Consider the following 20,947-nt stretch of genomic DNA (forward strand, 5'->3'; position numbering starts at 1 on the left):
CATGGACACAAACAGATTATCAAAAAAAATAGAAGACATTTTAAATGCTCAGGTTACTAAAGAGGCAGAAGCAGCACAAATATATTTATCTTATGGCTGTTGGGCAGATAGCAAAGGCTACGGAGGTATTGCCAATTATTTCTTTAGACATTCTGGTGAAGAACGCAACCACATGATGAAAGTGATGCAATACATTATGGAACGTGGTGGCGAGGTAAAAATTTCGGCTATAAAAGCACCACCAAAAAGTCCAAAAAATTTACAGGATTGTTTTGAAAAAACATTTCAACATGAGGTAGATAATACCACGGCTATTTATGAGATTGTAAATTTGGCACATGATGAAAAAGATTGGGCAACCTATAATTTCGCCCAGTGGTTTGTAAAAGAACAAATTGAAGAAGAGAAATTGGTTATGGATTTATTGGATAAATTAAAAATTGCTGGTGGCCCTAAAGCAAGCGATGAATCCTTATTCAACCTTGACAAATATTTAGGAGAAGCTCCAGACGAAGTTCCTTTAGCCCGTGAAGCTTCGGTAGATAAACCAGAATAGGTTTTTTACGATTAAAATAAATTAAAAAATCCCGATGGTTTCCTATCGGGATTTTTTTGTTTTATTGTAGGAAATATTATTTATATTTACATGATAGCAGTAACAAGAAACTTACTATATCCTGAAATATTTACGGGATATTATTAATAAAGGTTTCTATATAAAATGTTGGCAAACATTTAAAATAAAATATGGGAATAAGAGAAAACCACCGAATTTTAAAAGACGCTTTAAAGTATCTTAATTATAAAAGTGAATACATATCTGGCGAGAGCGGTGGCAAACCATATTTAGTTGATGATATACATAATTTAAAAAAAGGAATAGAATTACTTTCCGACATAGATTTTCTAGAATATTATATCAAAGATTTAAAAGAAAATTCTGGATTATTTAATACATTCAAAGACAAAGATAATTTTAATTCATCCCAAGATACTGTAATAAAAAATAACATTAATTACCTTAAAACGGGAATTCAATTTTTATTAAATTATTTTGACAAACAAACGGTTAATGAAAAGGATATCGATGGAGTTTCAATTAAGCTTCCTGAGTTAAATAGCTTCGATGAATTATCAAAAATATCTAATGAACTTAAAAAAGCAATAGAATTGCCTATTAATGACTCTGGAATTGAAAATGCGAAAACTGAAATAGTTTCAGCAGAAAGAGGTTCTATTTGGCTCAATATTGGTTTAGGAACAATTGCTGCTGTTAAATTAGTTGCAAGCATAACTTGGGCAGCTACTTATTTAAGAAAGAAAAAAGCTGAAGCAAAAATTTTTGAAGAACACGCTAAAACATTAGAATTAAAAAACGATGCATTAAGCTCTATTATAGACGCACAAAAGACACAATTAAAAAATATTTTAGAATCGGAGGCTAAAGCAATAATTTCCGAACAATATCAGCACGATGACCCAGAAACATTGAGAAGACTAGAACTTTCAATAAATACAACAGCCGACTTAATAGACAGAGGTGTAAAAATATTGCCAACAAGTGAGAATGAAAGTTTAAAGGAATTATTTCCTGATTATAAAAATTTGAATTTAATCCAATCTGCAATAAAACAAATTAAAAACGAATAAAAACGATTTGTCAACACCGTGTATAATTAATTGCTTTGGTAAGTGCTTATTTGGAAAATTTCTGCGGAATTTTCTCTGGCACGTTTTTGTTAACTAATTTAGTTGCTTAACCACCCAACTAACCATACACAAGCACGTTGGCATTAATATGACAAAGACAACGGAAAGTTATTAATTCAAAATAAAACAAAAGAATTAAAAACTAACAAGGATTTATGAAATTTAAATTAATAGAACAAGAATATGTTGTAATATTTGTAGCCATTTCATTTATAGCCCTAATCTCCTATAGAATTTACTATACTAATGAAATTGACAAAAACCCATTTTTTACCATTGGACAAGTTTATGATATAACTTATACGAAATCTGTCCGGAATGTAAAATTTAAATATTACCACAAAGGAAAATCATATACAGGGATTCATCGTGTTGACTTCGGTAAGGACAGCTTATACTTAGGTAATTACTACAAAGTAATAATTTCAAAAAATAACCCAACAAAGAATAGAATAATTATTGAACAACAAATTTTAGATAGTATAAAAATTAATAATTTCAAATTGCGGAATTAATAAATACTATTGCCAACATACGTACATAACTAATAAAAAATATAATTAAAAACTTTTATTAAATTCCAATAGTGCATTCTAGCCTTAATTTATAAATAAAATACTTCAATTAATTTAGCTTACCCTTTCATTACTACCTCAACTAGCTGAAAGTTTTAGAAAACATAACAAATCATAAATGACTATGCTACCATCAACCAAACCAAAAAACAAGATCTAATTTTTCAAATTAAAAATTTCAATCTATTTTTACAAGGCTGAAGCAGGTTTCATTTTTGAACATTTACCATTGTTTTTAAATAAAAAAGACACCTTTCGAAATATAAAAAAAGTGCTTTTAATAAAAACCACCACCATGATACACCTTAGAAAATTAAATTGGATACTAGCAATATGTATATTATGGAGCATCAACGGGTTCTCTTTTTCTGCCATTGAAATAGACACCACGGTTCTCATAAAAGTAAAACAAAAAATACATGATGGCAGCTCTTCAGAACGTACACGCAGTGCTTACAAATCACTCATTGCAACCGCCAACAAATTACTCGACATAAAAAACCCTACGGTCATGGATAAAACCCTGGTGCCACCATCGGGAAACAAACATGATTATTTAAGTATTAGCCGTTATTGGTGGCCAGATCCTGAAAAACCAAACGGCTTGCCTTGGATGCGAAAAGATGGGGAAACCAACCCAGAAACCCAAACCGATGCGGTGGACAGAAAACGGTTAAGCGTTATGAGCCAAGGCGTAAAAAACTTATGCTTTGCCTACTATTTTTCGGGTGATGAGCGCTATGCTAAAAAAGCAGCCAGTATGCTAAAAACCTGGTTTCTTGATGAAGCAACACGCATGAATCCGCATTTGGCGTTTGCGCAAAGTGTACCTGGGAATTCAAAAGGGAGGTCTTCAGGCATTTTGGATGGTCGGTCTATTTCTTCTGTAGTTCCAGATGCCATAGCAATACTTTCAAAATCACCCCATTGGACTAAAAACGACACCACCAACATAAACAAATGGTTAACTGAATATTTAACTTGGTTAACCGATAGCGAATTAGGCATCACTGAGAATAACCAAGATAATAATCATGCCTCTTGGTATAAATATCAGGTGGCGGCTTTGGCTTTACATTTAGGTAACCATTCTTTGGCCAAAGCAACGGTTGAAGCGGGGCAGGAAAGCCTTGACAAACAATTGGATTTTGAAGGCAAACAAATTCACGAATTGGAACGCACCCGATCCTTTTTTTACAGCTGCTACAATTTGGAGGCCCTCACCCACATAGCCAGTATTGGCGATAAAGTTGGTATGGATATGTGGAACTATCAATCGAAAGACGGTAAAAGCTTGATGCTCGCTTTCAATTATCTGGCTCCTGTAATAAACGGTGCGACATGGCAATATACCGAAATAAATGGGGTTGATATATCCGATTTAATTGCTCCACTTGCGCGGTTTGCTAACCATACCAAATCGGATGAGGTTTCAAACTTATTAAAAAAGTCGATTTCCATACTTGTTGAACAGGAGAAAACAACGGGCAAAAAGAACGATGAGCTTGAAGAATTATCTTTAACAACTACTTTAGATTTATAATTGAAATAATTTTTTAAGTAATTGCTCACTTTGGGATAGTCTCGAAGCGTCAGGTGAATAATTTCTCAGAACAATGTATAGAGAATAAATGAAAAAAACGGAAAACGAAAAAACAAACTGGACCATTTGCAAAGAATGCCATGGACGGGGCAAAAAAAGACGTAGGCTTCGGAAGAAAGTACGCTTAGCGTACCAAAAGGCATTGGAACATTTTGAAAAATCGAACGGTGAGGGCATAGCACCTGTGCGCCCAAAAGGACACTTGGACACGTGTTTAAACTGTTCAGGTTCTGGATTGATTTCTGCTGAGAGTCCGCCAATACCCGACACAGAAAACTACCCACACGTTGCAATTATTGGTGGAGGAATTGGTGGTATTGCATTGGCAGTGGCGTGTTTACACCGTAGTATTCCGTTTACACTTTACGAACGCGACACTGGTTTTAATGTGCGGTCCCAAGGTTACGGACTCACATTGCAGCAAGCCAGTAAAGCTATTGCCGGTTTTGGTATTTTCGAGTTGGTTGAAGGTGTGGTTTCAACAAGGCATGTGGTGCATACCACCGATGGCAATGTGGTTGGAGAATGGGGCATGCGAAAATGGATGCAGCACGATGATAAAACATCAGCAAAACGTAGTAATATCCATATTGCACGGCAATCGTTGCGCTTAGCATTGATGGAGCAACTTGGTGGAGATACTGCCATACAATGGAATCATCAATTATTGGATTTTAAAACATGTGAAGACAAAAGTATAACCCTTCGTTTTGAGGTAAATGGAACGACAAAAACCACCAAAGCAGATTTGGTAGTTGGTGCAGATGGTATTCGGAGTTCGGTACGTAGATTGTTAATTGGTGATAAAAAAACACCATTGCGTTACCTAGATTGTATTGTAATTTTAGGTATCTGCCCTTTAAAAAATCTTGAAGGGGTTGGTAGTGATTTGCTGGATTCGGCAACCGTATTTCAAACTGCCAATGGTAATGAACGCATTTACATGATGCCTTTTACTAACGATTCTGTGATGTGGCAATTGAGTTTCCCTATGCCAGAAGAAGAAGCTAAAGCCTTAAGTGTGTTAGGCGCTAAAGCCTTAAAAGAGGAAGCTATGAAAAGAACACCATGGCACGCTCCCATTCCGCAAATTTTAGAAGCGACTTTGGAAACGCAAATCTCTGGATATCCGGTGTACGACCGTGAATTGCTAAAACCTGAATTTTTAGAAAACGCCGAAGCCATTACTTTAATTGGGGATGCGGCACATCCTATGAGTCCGTTTAAAGGGCAAGGTGCCAACCAAGCCTTGTTGGATGCGTTGACTTTAGCGCGAATGATATCAAAAACATGTGGTTCTTTTTCAAAATGGAAAGACACCGGATTAAGAAGCCGTTTATTAACCAAGTTTGAAGCAGAAATGATCAAACGAAGTGCTTCCAAAGTTAAAGATTCAGCTGATGCAGCACAGTTTTTGCATTCTGACGTGGTACTTCATGAAGGTGATGAACCAAGAGGACGCGTGTTGAAACGAAAAAACAACACATAATAATTTGGGATAGTTAATGGCAAACACTATTCATATTAAAATGAAAACTTTAACATTAGCAACCCAGTTTTACAAAAACTTTAAGATTTTTTAGGCTTACCTTTAAAACTTTACTAAACTTTTAAAAATTTGAATATGAAAAAATCAACCTTTATTACAAGCATTGCTTGCTTTTTTATCATGCTTTTATCTGTTAACATGGAGGCACAAAAATTTAGTTCTTTGGACAAAAGCCCATTGGACGTAACCGCTTACCCTAACAGCAACAAGGAAACCAATAAACTTGTAAAAGTAGTTTATAGTAGACCGCAACTTAAAGAAAGAGACTTAGGCACTTTAGTACCTAATGGCAAAGTATGGCGTACGGGTGCAAATGAAGCTACCAATGTTACTTTATATAAAGACATGAAGGTTGGCGGAAAAGCAGTTAAAGCTGGCGAATATTCATTATTCACAATTCCTGGAGAAAAAGAATGGACTATTATTTTAAATAAAGATATTAATGTTTGGGGCGCATATTCGTATAACGAAGCAAATGATGTGATTAGAGTTAAAGCACCTGTAAGCTCTGGTGATTCCTTAGAAGCTTTCTCGATTGCTTTTACCGATGATGGTACCATGCATTTAGGCTGGGGAACCGTTAGAGTTGCTGTGCCTTTCACTAAATAAGGCAATAGGCAATAGGCAATAGGCAAAAATAAAAGTTTCAGTTTTTTTTAATAAACTGGAACTTTTGTTTTCTAAAGAACTTTAAAAACGTACCCTAAAAGCCAATACAAAATTAGGAATACGAAGATGGTACCGAAGCACCCGCATTTGCCTCCTCCTATTTTTTTTGCGCCCCAGGCAGCTCCAATAACTCTTAATAGATTTTTCATAGTAAATTAATTAGGCTCTAATTTAAGGAATATTTAAATACTTATGCGTTTGTAAAGACACTTTCCACTTTGGGTTTGCCATAACATAATCTACAATTTCAGGAATTACTTTATCGCGCTTGCTCCATTCGGGTTGCAAATACAAAATACAGTTTTTATTCACTTGGGCTGCTTGTTCCTCAGCAAAGCGAAAATCGTCTTTATTATACACAATAACTTTAAGCTCGTGCGCTTTCGCATACACTTCTTTGGTAGGGAGTTTCATTTTTTTGGGCGACAAGCAAATCCAATCCCAAATACCTGTTAATTTATAAGCGCCAGAAGTTTCAATATGTATTTGCAACCCTTCAGCTTTTAATTGCGAAGTAAGGGGTGCCATATTCCAAGTTAATGGCTCACCTCCAGTAATTACTATGGTATTACTGTATTTTTTGGCGTTTTCAACAATTTTTGAAATTTCTGTTGGCGGGTGTAAATTGGCATTCCAGCTTTCTTTCACATCACACCAATGGCAACCTACATCACATCCACCTATTCTAACAAAATATGCAGCAGTGCCTTTATGGTAGCCTTCACCCTGTATGGTATAGAACTCTTCCATTAACGGCAACATCTCGCCTTTATCCACTAATTTTTGTATATCTTTATTCATAATCGTTTGCAAAGATAACGGTTTGCTTACTAATTGTTGGAAGTTTTATAACTCATGTTCATTTAAATTTATTTATAAATAACTATTTTTATGCAAAATTAATATTCATGGACAAGAAGGAAACTTTTTTTAAATACATAACGGAAGGCAATATTTGTAAAGGCGACTTTATATCTGTAGGTGCAGCCATGCTAGACGGTAAAACCATTACCGACGCTTTGGTAAACATCCCCCTAAAAACCCTTAACAGACACGGTTTAATAGCGGGAGCTACAGGTACCGGAAAAACAAAATCGTTACAGGTTTTAGCCGAAAATTTAAGTGATAAAGGGATTCCTGTGTTATTAATGGATATTAAAGGAGATTTGAGTGGTATTGCCCAACCAAGTCCAGGACATCCAAAAATTGACGAACGCCACGCACAAATTGGTATTCCGTTTGAAGCTAAAAGTTTTCCCGTAGAAGTTTTAACCCTTTCTGAACAAGATGGGGTACGATTAAGAGCTACTGTTAGTGAATTTGGTCCTGTTTTATTATCTAGAATTTTAGACCTTTCTGATGCGCAATCGGGTGTGGTAGCTGTTATTTTTCAATATTGCGATGATAATAAACTCCCTATTCTCGATTTAAAAGATTTTAAAAAGATACTGCAGTATGCTACCCAAGAAGGAAAAGCAGAATTTGATGAAGCCTATGGGCGTATTTCTACCGCATCAACCGGTGCTATTTTACGTAAAGTAGTAGAACTGGAACAACAAGGTGCCGATTTATTTTTTGGAGAAACATCCTTTGATGTGGACGATTTATTACGTGTAGATAACAGCGGAAAAGGGTATATCAACATCATCCGCTTAACCGATATTCAAGACCGCCCTAAATTATTCTCCACCTTTATGTTGAGTTTATTGGCCGAAATATACTCCACCTTCCCAGAACAAGGTGATAGCGACAGACCAGAATTGGTTATCTTTATAGATGAAGCCCATTTAATTTTTAATGAAGCTTCAAAAGCATTACTAAATCAAATTGAAAGTATCGTTAAATTAATACGTAGTAAAGGGGTTGGTTTGTATTTTGTAACCCAAAACCCTACCGATGTGCCCGAAGCCGTATTAAGTCAGTTAGGTTTAAAAATCCAACATGCACTTAGAGCTTTTACGGCTAACGATAGAAAAGCCATTAAACTAACGGCACAAAATTATCCAGATTCAGAATACTACAACACGGTTGAAGTTTTAACCTCGCTTGGTACGGGTGAAGCCTTGGTATCTGCTTTAGATGAAAAAGGACGCCCTACCCCATTGGCTGCCACCATGATGCGCGCCCCTATGAGTAGAATGGATATTTTAACCGAAGAAGAATTAAAAGCTTTAAATTCAAAATCGAAACTTGTTAAAAAATACAACGAAACTATAGACAGAGAAAGCGCTTACGAACTTCTAAACAAAAAAATAGAATTAGCTGAAGCCGAAGAAGCCAAAGAAAAAGCCAAACAGGAAAAGGAAGCACTTGAAAAAGCAGCTTCTAAAGAACGTACTACAACGTCTTCTAGAAGAAAAAGTACTGCCATGAATCCTATTGTAAAAGTGCTTACAAGTGCAACATTTATTCGCAGTGTATTTGGCATTCTAACTAAAGTAATGAAGAAATAGGTTACTTAATAAACATTCAAAAAATTAGAAATAGCTAATGAACCCATTTTTATCAAAATTACTAGTTGACATTGCTAGAAAGCGACTTCAATCTAAAAAGAAAAACCAAAAAGTAAGTAAAAAGGAAATAGTTCCATTAGTTAGAAGGTTTCAGGTTGAAGTAGCACACGCCATTAAAGAATACATCTTTATACTAATTGGTGTGTTTTCGGCTGGTTTTGGTTTAAAAGGTTTTTTACTCCCCAACCGGTTTATTGATGGTGGAGCCACAGGTATTTCGCTCTTGCTTCAAAACGTTACTTCTTTAGATTTAAGTTATTTTTTAATTCTTGTAAACCTACCCTTCTTAATTTTAGCATCCAGAACCATAGGCGTAAAATTTGCTATTAGAAGTATTGCTGCTATTGCCCTTTTAGCCTTTGTGGTACACTTCATAGACTACCCAACTGTAACTGAAGACAAACTGCTCATCTCCGTATTTGGTGGTTTCTTTTTAGGCTTAGGTATTGGTATGTCTATGCGAGGTGGTAGCGTTATTGACGGTACCGAGGTATTAGCTATATTTCTAAGCAGAAAATTATCACTCACCATTGGTGATGTTTTATTGTTAATAAACATTTTAATATTTTCGGTTGGTGCTTATATTCTTTCTATTGAAACGGCACTTTATGCTATATTAACCTACTTGTCGGCTGCTAAAACGGTAGATTTTGTGGTTGATGGTGTTGAAGAATATGTGGGTGTAACCATAATTTCTACAAAACATGAAGACCTAAGACACATGCTTACCAAAGAATTACGTAGAGCTTGTACCATTTACGCAGGTAAAGGAGGCTTTGGAAAAAGTGGAGAAAGCTACGACAAAGATATTATTTACACTATTGTAACCCGTTTAGAACTTGCCAAACTACAAATGGAAATTGATAAAATTGATAAAAATGCCTTCATCATTATGGGTATTGTTAAAGATTTAAAAGGTGGAATGATTAAGAAGAAACCTATGAAAGACCATTAGAATTTCACAAAAAATTATGTCTCAAAAAAAATACATTATACAAAACAATCCATTTGTAGTTCCAACAACCGATGGAAAAATAATTAAAGAGCATTTTGGAGTTGCTACTGATAAAAACTCACAAATCAGTATAGCCCACATGAAAGCACCCGCGGGATGGAGCGAACCTTTTCAAACTCCAGAATTTGACGAATACACCTTTATAATTCGTGGCAAAAAACAATTTATAATAGAAGATGACATTGTGGTTTTAGAAGCTGGTCAATCTATCAAAATCAACAAAAACACACGCGTTCAATATTCCAATCCGTTTACAGAAGTCTGCGAATACATTGCCATTTGCCTACCTGCTTTTTCTATGGATTTAGTAAACAGAGAAGCATAAATGAACAAATACTTTCTTAAAGCTATTGGAGGTTTTATAAACCTTATAAGCTACTTTTCCCCCAATTATGCAGCACAAATAGCTGTATTCTTGTTTTCAAAACCAAAAAAAGGAAAAACTAAAGAGGTTGAATTGCCTTTTTTAAATACAGCTAAAAAAGAAACCGTCCAATATCAAAACATGTCCATTGCTACTTACCATTGGAGCGGCACCAAAGAAACCGTTTTATTAATTCATGGTTGGGAAAGCAATGCCTTTAGATGGAAAGACCTTATTGAAATTTTACAATCTCAAAATTACAACATCATTGCTATTGATGCACCGGCACATGGCAAGTCGGGAAGTAAGATATTCAATGTCTTTTTATATTCTGAATGCATCCACGCTATTACAAACAAATTTAATATTGATATCATTATTGGGCACTCGGTGGGTGCCACCGCTTCGGCTATAGCACTTCACAACTACAATTCTTCTATAAAAAAGTTAGTATCTCTTGGTGCGCCTTCAAATTTTGCGGGCATAATTAATAATTATATTTTAATGATGGGTTACAACAAAAGGGTTATAAATGCTATGAACGCATATTATTTAAATCATTTTGGTCATGAACCCGATTATTTTTCGGCTAAAAATTTCCTTAAGGATATTCAAGCAAAAGGACTCATCATTCATGATAAAAAGGACCGAATTATATCTTACAGAGATGCTTTAGATATTTCAAAACACTATAAAGACTCAAAACTTATAAAAACAGTTGGTTTGGGTCATGGCTTAAAAAACGACCAAGTTTACAATCATATTTTAGAGTTTTTAAACGATTAGATTTGTTGTACTTTTGAACCATGGAGCCCACAATGGGCTTTTTGGAACTAAACCATTATTATTAATATAGTCCTTGACGGATTATAAATGGTTTTTGATTTTTTATTTAAATGGAAGTAGAATTAAAACGCATCAATAAATTTTTAAGTGAAGTTGGCTATTGCTCACGCAGAGAAGCTGATAAACTTATTGAAGCTGGCAGGGTAACCATTAACGGCGTAATCCCAGAAATGGGCACCAAAATTGCTCCAAGCGATGTGGTTCAAGTGGATGGCAAAGACATAACCAATACTAAAGAAGCATTTGTTTATTTGGCGTTTAACAAACCTGTTGGTATTGTTTGCACCACCGATACGAGTGTTGAAAAAGACAATATTATCGATTTTATTAATTACCCAAAACGAATTTTCCCTATTGGAAGATTGGATAAACCCAGTGAAGGCTTAATTCTTTTAACCGATGATGGCGATATTGTAAACAAAATTCTTCGTGCCAGTAACAACCACGAAAAAGAATATATTGTTACGGTTGATAAGCCTATTTCGCAAACTTTTATCGAGCGCATGTCTGGTGGTGTTCCGTTAGTAGAACTTAAAAAAGTAACCCGAAAATGTAAAGTTGAAAAATTAGGGACTTACGAGTTTAGAATTGTTTTAACCCAAGGTTTAAACCGACAAATACGTCGTATGTGCGAATACTTAAATTATGAAGTACAGACACTGAAACGTGTTCGTATTATGAACATAAAACTCGATATGCCACTTGGTGAATACAGAGAACTTACCAAAGAAGAATTTAAGGAATTGAATCATTTAATTGCCGATTCTTCTAAAGAATATAAACCAAAAACACCAAGACCAAATAGACGAAAATAATACGCTGTTTTGGAAATTCAGCTATCCTTTAAAATTGTTTCACCCTTCACCAACCAAGAAAAACCAAAAGCCTCAACAGCTAAAGTCTCCATCCAAAATGTGATATGATATCCGTTATAAACATCTTCTGGTATCAGGTTTAAGCCATCCCCTAAAAAAACAACAAGAAGTGCAATTATCATAAGTATTCCACATATGATGAAAACAACATTCCTTTGTTTCTTTTCCTTCGTTTTTCCTTCCGCTTTATTAAATTTAGTGAATAAAAATAAACTCATATACGCCAAACTACCTAGAAAAACACCTGCGCATACGTAATGAAAAACCGTTCGAACAGAATTTTCTACAACAAATGAAATACTAAAAGAATCGCATAAACCACCACATTCGCTAAGTATACTCTCTGTTGGGAATAACAACAATAAAAAAGCGGCAATACCTGCAATGCTTGATAAATAAAAATCGATTGGTTCTTTCCCTTTATAGATCATTAAAAAAACTGCCATAAGACTAACAATTATTATAAAAATGACATTGGATCTTGTAAAATAATAATGGCTAATGGAGTCCAACACTTCATAATGTTGACTTATTAAACCTAGGAAAGCGCATAACAATATAGGCAACAGCATTCCTAAAACGCCAACCAATTTCCTTAAAGTTTTGCTGCTTGTTAACCAAATGGCGTTATCATCAGTAAACGTTAAATTCAGAGTTTGGTTGACTTTATTAGTTGTCTGATTTTTGTTTTCGTCCATAGTACGCTGGTATTTTTATAAATATAAACAATACCATACAATCTACAGTTTACTTAGCGCGTCTTTCTCTTGCCAACAATGTGTTTTTAAGCAACATAGCAATCGTCATAGGACCTACACCGCCAGGAACTGGCGTAATATAACTTGCCTTTTTGCTTACACTTTCAAAATGCACATCGCCTGCGAGTCTGTAACCGCTAGCTTTGGTGGCATCTGGAACACGTGTAATTCCAACGTCAATAATTACCACATCTTCTTTAACCATATCGCCTGTTAAAAACTCTGAAATACCAATGGCAGCTACAATAATATCAGCAGCCTTTGTTATTTCAGCTAAATCTTTAGAACGACTATGAACAACCGTTACCGTAGCATCGCCTGCTTTACGTTTTTGGCTCATAAGAATACTCATTGGGCGCCCCACAATATGGCTTCTTCCCATAACTACCACATTTTTTCCTGAAGTTTCTACTTGGTAGCGTTCCAACAATTCCAAAATTCCGTAAGGTGTTGCCGGTAAAAACGTTGGCAAATCCAATGCCATTTTACCTACGTTAACAGGATGGAAACCATCCACGTCTTTATCTGGATGCACTGCCATTAAAACCTTTTGTTCATCAATATGTTTAGGCAATGGCAACTGAACTATAAACCCATCAATATCATCATTGGTGTTCAGTTCGTTAATTTTAGCTAATAATTCTTCTTCTGAAGTATAATCGGGTAAATCTATTAAGGTAGAATTGAAACCTATCTTTTCGCAAGCTTTTACTTTTGCATTAACATAGGTCATACTAGCTCCATCGGTTCCAACAAGAATGGCTGCCAAATGTGGTACTTTTTCTCCTTTAGAAACTAGCGCACTTACGTGTTCTGCTATTTCTTCCTTTATATCGTTGCTTACTTTTTTACCGTCTAAAATTATCATTGTTTGGGTGTTGGGTTCTTGAGTTTTAGGTGTTGGGTTTTAGGTATTGGATGTTTAGTTGTTTAGTTGAAGTAACTTTTAACTTTTAACTTTTAACTTTTAACTTTTAAACTTTATCTCATTCCTTTCATCATCTGCATCATCTTTTTGCCGCCACCACCTTGCATCATCTTCATCATTTTGCTCATTTGGTCGAATTGCTTTAAAAGTTGATTTACTTGTTGAACCGAAGTTCCAGACCCCTTGCCTATACGTTGTTTTCTACTTGCGTTTATAATGCTTGGATTTGTTCTTTCTTTTGGTGTCATGGAATGAATGATGGCTTCAATACCTTTAAAAGCATCATCATCAATATCAACATCTTTTAACATTTTGCCAGCGCCAGGAATCATACCCATAAGGTCTTTCATGTTTCCCATTTTCTTAATCTGCTGAATTTGTTTTAAGAAATCATCAAACCCAAATTGGTTTTTGGCAATTTTCTTTTGAAGTTTACGTGCTTCCTCTTCATCAAACTGTTCTTGAGCCCGTTCTACTAACGAAACAACGTCTCCCATCCCTAAAATACGGTCTGCCATACGTGCTGGATAGAACACGTCTATCGCTTCCATTTTCTCGCCCGTACCAATAAACTTGATGGGTTTATTTACTACCGATTTAATGGAAATTGCTGCTCCACCACGGGTATCACCATCTAATTTGGTAAGGATAACCCCATCAAAATTCAACACATCGTTGAAGGCTTTTGCAGTATTTACAGCATCTTGCCCCGTCATAGAATCTACTACAAACAAGGTTTCTTGTGGTTGAATGGCTTTGTGAATGTTTGATATTTCAGTCATCATCACTTCATCAACAGCTAAACGACCTGCGGTATCAATAATAACTACATTGTATCCGTTTGCCTTAGCGTGTGCAATACCCGCTTTTGAAATGGCCACAGGATCGGTATTTCCTCTATCGCTAAAAACCTCAACGCCTATTTGGTCTCCAACTACGTGCAATTGGTCTATTGCCGCTGGTCTGTAAACATCACAGGCTACCAATAAAGGTTTTTTAGATTTTTTGTTTTTAAGATAATTAGCCAGTTTACCAGAAAAGGTTGTTTTACCAGAACCTTGTAAACCAGACATTAAAATAACGCTTGGGTTGCCCGAAAGGTTGATGCCTTCGGCATCGCCACCCATAAGCTCGGTTAATTCGTCTTTTACGATTTTAACCATTAATTGCCCTGGTTGTAACGTGGTTAATACGTTTTGACCAATGGCTTTATCTTTTACTCTTACGGTAAAGTCTTTTGCTATTTTAAAGTTAACATCGGCATCTAGTAATGCACGACGTACTTCTTTTAATGTTTCGGCTACGTTTACTTCGGTGATGCTTCCATGACCTTTTAAAACGTGTAAGGCTTTATCTAATTTATCGCTTAAATTATTGAACATAGTTCAGTTTTAATTTTAAAAATGCAAAGTTAATGATTTGAGCCGTAATTATTGACGTGATTTTTATAAAAATGAGATTTGATTTTTACACTTTGGCTTTTTTTAATATGTTGCCATTTGCGCTAGGGATAGCAGCGGAAAGCCCACAGCGACGCAGGAGCGAGGACTTGTAGTGGATAGCCCGACCCTTGTGGTAGCGCCCTAAAGAATTGGCATAAAAAAAGGTTGCCAAAATTTGTGTTTGACAACCTTTATAAAGGGAGCTTTATTTAATAATTAACCTAACCAACCAAATATATGGGCTCCCTTTTAACCAAAAACATAATTAATTTTTCTTTTCAAGGATTAATGTGCGTTCTATTTCGCCGTTAGCGCTTAAATCAACCAATTCGATTCTGTTTGCTGTAATGGCTTTTATTTTCCATCTGAATGTTAGCTCGTTAAACGGTGCTTGGTTGGCGAATAACATGCCTAAATAGAGACCTTCGTTTCGGTACGCTAACCAAGAACCGGCTGTAACACCGTTGTTGGGATCGGTAACTTTTATTCTTCCTGTTATTAGAAAGTCTACTGTGTAGCCAAAAAAGTTTATTGTTGGGTCTACTACATGCACCAAGCCATCATCGTATTTAGCTACTTCCCAGGTTCCTGCTGCTATTACCGCATCGATGTATTTTAAATCATCATCACTATCAAAACAATGTCTTTCCAACACCATTTTACTGTTGGCGTTTTCAAGTTTTATTAAACCTGATTCTAGGAAGGTAATTAGCCATTCCAGTTTTAAATCTGGACGTCCATCTAGTGTAATTTGAAGTATAAAACCTATGTTTCTAACGCCTATTTCGTATGTACCAGTAACAAATTCACCATTTATTCTTAATTTAACTTCGTTGTTCGGTAAGAATTTAAGCGGTGTTCCTATATATTCTTTTTCTTTATCGGTACCGTTTATACTTAATCGTGCAATTCTCCAATAACATTCTTGTAAATAATTTTCAATGCGTTCTTTGGTAATGTCTATAACAATATCGCAGTTTCTCTTAATTATAATTCTGTTACCTCCTTCTTCGTAGATTTTAAATTTTCCGTCTTCAAAATCATACAATAACCATTCTAAAGTAAAGTCAGCTAAATTCTCAAACGCCATTTTTAAAAGTACACCACGCCTTGTTGATCTTAGCCCCCAAGTTCCGGTCAACATATCGCCATTTCTTGAGCGCATTACAACAACACCATCTTCTTTAAAATTAATGGCATACTGTTCGAATTGCGCTGTATTGTCTTGATTATTTCTTTTGAATTCGTAAACAATCCAAGGGCATTTTTTTAGATAGTTTTCTAAACGTTCTTTTGAAAAATCTTCTATATCGCAACTATCTTTGGCTGTTTCAATAATACGTCTTAGTTGTTCGTTATTTTCGGCTGTTAAGGTCGTGCCATTTTTAAGCACCATGGTTACAGGAAAGTTTAAACTTGCCAAAACTTCGGCGTTTTTAACGCGCTTCATAAAAAGGTAAAGTTGCTTTTTGTTTTCAATATTTACAACATTGATTACCGAGAAATCTCTGTTGTATACAGAAAAGGCTATTGGAAATTTAAAATCAATGCATCTTATTTCTCTTTCCTCTACTTCCTCATCATCTTTACATTCAGCAATAAATTCTGATAATTGTTCGCCACTTTCTATCGTAATCTCTTCGTGTTCCGAAGTGGTTATAGTAATAGGGAATATGATATCTAAACGATCTATATCGTCTTCCAGTTCGTCATAAAGATGCTTTATTTTTTCATAGTCTGCCTCAGAGTCAATCCTAATCTCGATGCCACGAACTTTTACAATAACAGGTAGTTTAACAGAAATACAAGTTGCGCCGTCAATAATATTGTCTTTAGAACCATCCATCTTAGAGGTAGCGCTAATTAAACTGGTTAATTGCGCTTGGGGCACTAAAGCTTCCTCTTGTGTAGGTTCGGTTATCTCAATTTTTTCTTCTTGACATGAAGAAAACAATAAAAGGGCAAAAAAAGGTATTAGTAGTAATGTTCTCATTTTAGTTTTCATGATTGTTGATTTTTTGGATTTAACATAGCTTTTTGTATATAAAACAGGATACCCCTAAAAACTCCTACCCTAATTTTTAAAAAAAGTTTCAAAGTTTCAAAGTTTCAAAGTTTTAAAAACCCTATTTTAGTGCGACCAACTACCTATAGTAATGGAAAAACAACTACATGAAAATATTTGTGAAGAGCGCTTGTTTTCTTCAATATTCAATAAATACGCTAAAGATTTACACAACTTTTTATATTATAAGTATGGCGATTTACTAAACCCAAAAGATAAAGTACAAGAAGCCTTTATTAAACTTTGGGAGAATTGTGCTAAAGTTAGCCCCGAAAAGGCTAAAAGTTTTGTTTTTACAACCGCCAATAATTTGATGTTGAATGAAGCTGCCCACCAAAAGGTTGTTTTAAAGCACCAACAAACCAAACCTAAAATGCATACTAACGAGAATCCTGAATTTATAATGCAGGAAACCGAGTATATGGATAAATTGCAAAAAGCATTATCAAACTTAACCGATGCGCAACGCGAAGCTTTTATGATGAACCGTGTAGAAGGTAAACGTTTTAAGGAAATTGCTGAAATTTTAGATATTTCTACCAAAGCGGTTGAAAAACGTATTTATGGAGCATTGGAAAAACTGCGGAAGGACATTAAGGAATTGTAAAGTTAGATGGTTAGATGGTTAGATGGTTAGATGGTTAGATGGTTAGATGGTTAGATGGTTAGAAAGCTAAACTTTGTTGCTTTGAAACTTTTTCAAAAACAAGGGTAGGAAAAAATAAAAGTTAACTGTTATATAATTGAATACAGAAATGATGGACAGAGAAACGTTAATATCGAAATGGTTAAATAATGAACTGAATGATCAGGAACTTGAAGCGTTTAAAATGCTTGAAGACTATGATGATTTGGTAAAGTTATCTGATGGCGTGCAAGCCTTTAAGGCAGATGATTACAACACTTCTGCTGAATTGGAGCGTGTTTTAAAAACCATTAAAACTACCAAAAAGCAACCTTCAAATTGGGTAAAACCATGGATGCGCGTTGCGGCAATTCTTGCCATTTGTTTCAGTATATACTTTTATACAACTACTATAGACACTAAAGTAACCACAGAGTTTGCTCAAAAAACAACTATAGAGCTACCGGATAATTCTAGTGTTAATCTAAATGCGAAATCCCTCTTAGCATTCAATAAAAATTCTTGGAAAAATGAACGCGAAGTAACGCTAGAAGGCGAAGCTTTTTTTAAAGTTGCCAAAGGTTCATCGTTCCAAGTTATTACAAAATCTGGAACCATAAAGGTTTATGGTACCCAATTTAATGTAAAACAACGCGATACTTATTTTGAGGTTATTTGCTACGAAGGTTTGGTTGGCGTTACGTTCAATTCTCAAGAAACTAAATTAAAACCTGGCGACAGTTTTTTAATTATAGATGGGAAACAAATTGCTAAAGAAAAAGAAAACAGCGCAACACCTTCGTGGTTAAATAACGAAAGTACTTTTAAAAGCCTACCTTATAAAGAAGTTATTGCTGAATTTGAAAGACAGTACCATGTAACGTTCAAACTTCAAAACATTGATGCGAACCAATTGTTTACAGGTAGTTTTGCACACAACAATTTGGAAGTTGCTTTAAAGGCAATTACATTACCTTTACACGTAACTTATAGTAAAACCAACGGTACTATAACATTAAAACGTGAGTAGAAAAGGACTCCTTTCTATTTTTTTATCACTATTTTTTTTGAATGTTGCATCTATAAAGGCGCAAAACATTCAAAAAGAAAAGCAACCCCTTATTTCTATTTTAAAAGTTCTTGAAGAAAAGTTCAGCATTCGTTTTTCTTTTATTGATGAAACCGTAAATAAAAAAGAGGCCACTTTACCAGACTTAGAAGCATCACTGGAAGACGTTTTGGAAACACTAAAAACCGAAACTTCATTAGATTTTGAATTGTTGGACAACCGCTTTATTGTCATCAAAAACAAAACCGAACGGCAACCAAGCACCTTCAAACTGCAACGCTTGGAAGAAGTTACCATTAACAACTACCTAACAACAGGTATATCAAAGCTTAACGACGGTTCCCTATCCATAAAACCCGAAACTTTCGGCATTCTTCCAGGACTTATTGAACCCGATGTTTTACAAACCATTCAAGCATTACCGGGTGTTTTAAGTACCGATGAAACGGTTTCCAATATTAACGTTCGTGGTGGCACTCACGACCAAAACCTCCTGCTTTGGGATGGCATTAAAATGTACCAATCGGGTCATTTTTTTGGGTTGATTTCAGCTTTCAACCCCTACACCACAAAAAAAATACATGTTTACAAAAATGGCACCAGTGCTAAATATGGCGATGGCATTTCGAGCGTTATCGATATGCAATTACCTAATGATATTGACCACGCGTTTAAAGCAGGATTGGGTTTTAATTTAATTAATGCGGATGGGTTTGCTAAAATTCCATTGTCAAACAAAACAGAATTACAACTTTCAACACGGAGATCTGTAACCGATTTAATTTTAACGCCTACTTACGACCAGTATTTTAAACGTATTTTTCAAGATTCCGACTTAACTAAAGGGAACAGAAACTCCATTTCTAAAAACGAACAGTTCTATTTTTATGATGTGAATTTAAAATTCTTATACGACATCACTAAAAAAGACAGAGTTCGTATTCATTTTTTAAACGTAAACAACTTTTTAAATTACGACGAACAATCTACTATAAACGATAGAAATGAAGCTTTTAATAGCAAACTATCGCAACGAAATTTAGCCACCGGAATTACATATACCAAAGATTGGAATGAATCGCTTTCAACAACCTCTCAAATTTATGTTTCAAATTACGATTTAGATGCCACCAATCACGACATCACCAACAACCAACGCTTAATTCAGGAAAACGAAGTGTATGACGGTGCTGCAAAATTGGATATTAACTACTGCCCAAACCATCAACTTAAAATACATGGCGGCTACCAATTTATTGAGGTTGGCATTAGCAATTTGGAGGACGTTAACAATCCTGCATTCAGAAGTTATATAAAAGAAGTCATTCGCAGTCATGCTGTTTATGCAGAGACGGGACTTCTATCAAACAACGTTAAAACAAATTTAAAAGTAGGTGCGCGTTTAAACTACATTCAAAAATTCGACATGCTATTTGCTGAACCACGTTTAAGTTTTAGTCAGCGGTTTTTAAACGATTTCAGATTGGAAGTTTTGGGCGAATTCAAAAGTCAAACCACCTCCCAAATTATCGATTTACAAAACGATTTCTTAGGCATTGAAAAACGAAGATGGGTTTTATCAAACAACAAAGACATTCCTGTTTTAAAAAGCAAACAAGCCTCTGTGGGTATTCATTACAATAAAAACAAACTTTTAATTAGTGCTGAAACTTATATTAAAAAAGTAAATGGCATTACCACAAGAAGCCAAGGATTTCAAAACCAATATCAATTTGAAAATAGTGCAGGAAGTTATGAAATTAAAGGGGTCGATTTTTTGCTGAACAAACAATTTTCCAATGTAGTTAGTAGTTGGATATCCTATTCGTTCAATACCAACAATTGCACTTTTAAAGATTTGAATGATGGAAAACCCTTCCCTAACAATGCCGATATAAAACACGCCGTAACATTTGCCGGAACTTACACCAAGAATGATTTTAAATTGGCAATAGGTTTAAATTGGCATTCAGGAAAACCAACCACCCCACCAAACAGAAGCGACGATCCTAACAACACCGAAATAACTTATTCAAGTCCAAACAGTGCCAACTTAAAAGACTACTTGCGCACCGATTGTTCATCTACCTACCAATTTGATATTTCCAACACTTCCAAAGCAACGGTGGGGGTTTCAGTCTGGAACATCTTCAACAAAAAGAATATTATAAATTCTTACCATACTTTAGATGATGAAAATCAAATTGCAAAAGTTGAAAACCAATCCCTAGGAATCACTCCTAATGTGAGTTTTAGGATTGACTTTTAATACAAATTAAAAATAAAAAGCGACCTTATATTATTTTTATAAAGGGAACAAACCATTTCATATATTTGGCTG

Annotated in this window: 19 protein-coding genes; 14 read left to right on the forward strand and 5 right to left on the reverse strand. The window is 35.1% G+C overall.

Going from position 1 to position 20,947, the window contains the following annotated elements; genetic code table 11:
- Window position 1 precedes the first annotated feature (1 nt).
- The 6 genes from J8H85_RS11315 to J8H85_RS11340 all read left to right on the forward strand — a co-directional run bounded on the left by J8H85_RS11315 (window position 2) and on the right by J8H85_RS11340 (window position 6,046).
- The gene (locus J8H85_RS11315) at window positions 2-556 is read left to right on the forward strand and encodes a ferritin (RefSeq protein WP_209655307.1); all 555 of its coding nucleotides are present in this window, start codon (window positions 2-4) and stop codon (window positions 554-556) included.
- A 191-nt stretch (window positions 557-747) separates the two neighbouring features.
- Window positions 748-1,650, forward strand: a complete 903-nt coding sequence (locus J8H85_RS11320; protein ID WP_209655308.1) for a hypothetical protein — start codon at window positions 748-750, stop codon at window positions 1,648-1,650.
- 215 nt (window positions 1,651-1,865) lie between these two features.
- The gene (locus J8H85_RS11325) at window positions 1,866-2,225 is read left to right on the forward strand and encodes a hypothetical protein (protein ID WP_209655309.1); all 360 of its coding nucleotides are present in this window, start codon (window positions 1,866-1,868) and stop codon (window positions 2,223-2,225) included.
- A gap of 355 nt (window positions 2,226-2,580) precedes the next feature.
- Window positions 2,581-3,828: an alginate lyase family protein gene (locus J8H85_RS11330; RefSeq protein ID WP_209655310.1), complete on the forward strand. Its 1,248-nt coding sequence runs from the start codon at window positions 2,581-2,583 to the stop codon at window positions 3,826-3,828.
- An 88-nt stretch (window positions 3,829-3,916) separates the two neighbouring features.
- Window positions 3,917-5,377: an FAD-dependent oxidoreductase gene (locus J8H85_RS11335; RefSeq protein WP_209655311.1), complete on the forward strand. Its 1,461-nt coding sequence runs from the start codon at window positions 3,917-3,919 to the stop codon at window positions 5,375-5,377.
- A 135-nt stretch (window positions 5,378-5,512) separates the two neighbouring features.
- Window positions 5,513-6,046 (forward strand): DUF2911 domain-containing protein, encoded by a 534-nt coding sequence (locus J8H85_RS11340; RefSeq protein ID WP_209655312.1) that lies wholly within the window; start codon window positions 5,513-5,515, stop codon window positions 6,044-6,046.
- A 231-nt stretch (window positions 6,047-6,277) separates the two neighbouring features.
- On the opposite strand, the gene J8H85_RS11345 is transcribed toward J8H85_RS11340, so the two are convergent.
- The gene (locus J8H85_RS11345) at window positions 6,278-6,907 is read right to left on the reverse strand and encodes a 7-carboxy-7-deazaguanine synthase QueE (RefSeq protein WP_209655313.1); all 630 of its coding nucleotides are present in this window, start codon (window positions 6,905-6,907) and stop codon (window positions 6,278-6,280) included.
- Between the two features lie 107 nt (window positions 6,908-7,014).
- Between J8H85_RS11345 and J8H85_RS11350 the strand changes: the two genes are divergently transcribed.
- From J8H85_RS11350 to rluF, 5 genes are all read left to right on the forward strand, one after another.
- Window positions 7,015-8,559, forward strand: a complete 1,545-nt coding sequence (locus J8H85_RS11350) for a helicase HerA-like domain-containing protein (protein WP_209655314.1) — start codon at window positions 7,015-7,017, stop codon at window positions 8,557-8,559.
- 37 nt (window positions 8,560-8,596) lie between these two features.
- Entirely contained in the window at window positions 8,597-9,574 is a 978-nt protein-coding gene (locus J8H85_RS11355; RefSeq protein WP_209655315.1) for a YitT family protein, read from the forward strand.
- Window positions 9,575-9,590: 16 nt separating this feature from the next.
- Window positions 9,591-9,959 carry a cupin domain-containing protein gene (locus J8H85_RS11360; RefSeq protein WP_209655316.1) on the forward strand — a complete coding sequence of 123 codons (369 nt, stop codon included), beginning with the start codon at window positions 9,591-9,593 and terminating at the stop codon, window positions 9,957-9,959.
- Complete coding sequence (locus J8H85_RS11365; RefSeq protein WP_209655317.1) at window positions 9,960-10,784, forward strand: alpha/beta hydrolase; 825 nt, start codon at window positions 9,960-9,962, stop codon at window positions 10,782-10,784.
- A gap of 110 nt (window positions 10,785-10,894) precedes the next feature.
- Window positions 10,895-11,659, forward strand: a complete 765-nt coding sequence (gene rluF, locus J8H85_RS11370; protein WP_209655318.1) for a 23S rRNA pseudouridine(2604) synthase RluF — start codon at window positions 10,895-10,897, stop codon at window positions 11,657-11,659.
- Window positions 11,660-11,676: 17 nt separating this feature from the next.
- Here rluF and J8H85_RS11375 read toward each other — a convergent pair whose 3' ends face one another.
- The 4 genes from J8H85_RS11375 to J8H85_RS11390 form a co-directional block, all read right to left on the reverse strand.
- A complete protein-coding gene (locus J8H85_RS11375; RefSeq protein WP_209655319.1) occupies window positions 11,677-12,417 on the reverse strand; it encodes a hypothetical protein in 741 nt (246 codons plus the stop codon).
- A gap of 49 nt (window positions 12,418-12,466) precedes the next feature.
- Window positions 12,467-13,345: a bifunctional 5,10-methylenetetrahydrofolate dehydrogenase/5,10-methenyltetrahydrofolate cyclohydrolase gene (locus J8H85_RS11380; protein WP_209655320.1), complete on the reverse strand. Its 879-nt coding sequence runs from the start codon at window positions 13,343-13,345 to the stop codon at window positions 12,467-12,469.
- A 113-nt stretch (window positions 13,346-13,458) separates the two neighbouring features.
- Window positions 13,459-14,787, reverse strand: a complete 1,329-nt coding sequence (ffh, locus tag J8H85_RS11385; RefSeq protein ID WP_209655321.1) for a signal recognition particle protein — start codon at window positions 14,785-14,787, stop codon at window positions 13,459-13,461.
- Between the two features lie 325 nt (window positions 14,788-15,112).
- Complete coding sequence (locus tag J8H85_RS11390) at window positions 15,113-16,852, reverse strand: hypothetical protein (RefSeq protein WP_209655322.1); 1,740 nt, start codon at window positions 16,850-16,852, stop codon at window positions 15,113-15,115.
- A gap of 151 nt (window positions 16,853-17,003) precedes the next feature.
- Between J8H85_RS11390 and J8H85_RS11395 the strand changes: the two genes are divergently transcribed.
- The 3 genes from J8H85_RS11395 (at window position 17,004) to J8H85_RS11405 (ending at window position 20,875) form a co-directional block, all read left to right on the forward strand.
- A complete protein-coding gene (locus tag J8H85_RS11395) occupies window positions 17,004-17,519 on the forward strand; it encodes an RNA polymerase sigma factor (RefSeq protein ID WP_209655323.1) in 516 nt (171 codons plus the stop codon).
- A 136-nt stretch (window positions 17,520-17,655) separates the two neighbouring features.
- Window positions 17,656-18,567, forward strand: a complete 912-nt coding sequence (locus J8H85_RS11400; protein ID WP_245243795.1) for a FecR family protein — start codon at window positions 17,656-17,658, stop codon at window positions 18,565-18,567.
- Window positions 18,560-20,875 carry a TonB-dependent receptor plug domain-containing protein gene (locus J8H85_RS11405; RefSeq protein ID WP_317195001.1) on the forward strand — a complete coding sequence of 772 codons (2,316 nt, stop codon included), beginning with the start codon at window positions 18,560-18,562 and terminating at the stop codon, window positions 20,873-20,875. Before J8H85_RS11400 ends, J8H85_RS11405 begins: the two co-directional genes overlap by 8 nt.
- Window positions 20,876-20,947: the final 72 nt, after the last annotated feature.

It is taken from the genome of Mariniflexile gromovii (genome assembly GCF_017814435.1).
GTDB classification, from domain to species: domain Bacteria; phylum Bacteroidota; class Bacteroidia; order Flavobacteriales; family Flavobacteriaceae; genus Mariniflexile; species Mariniflexile gromovii.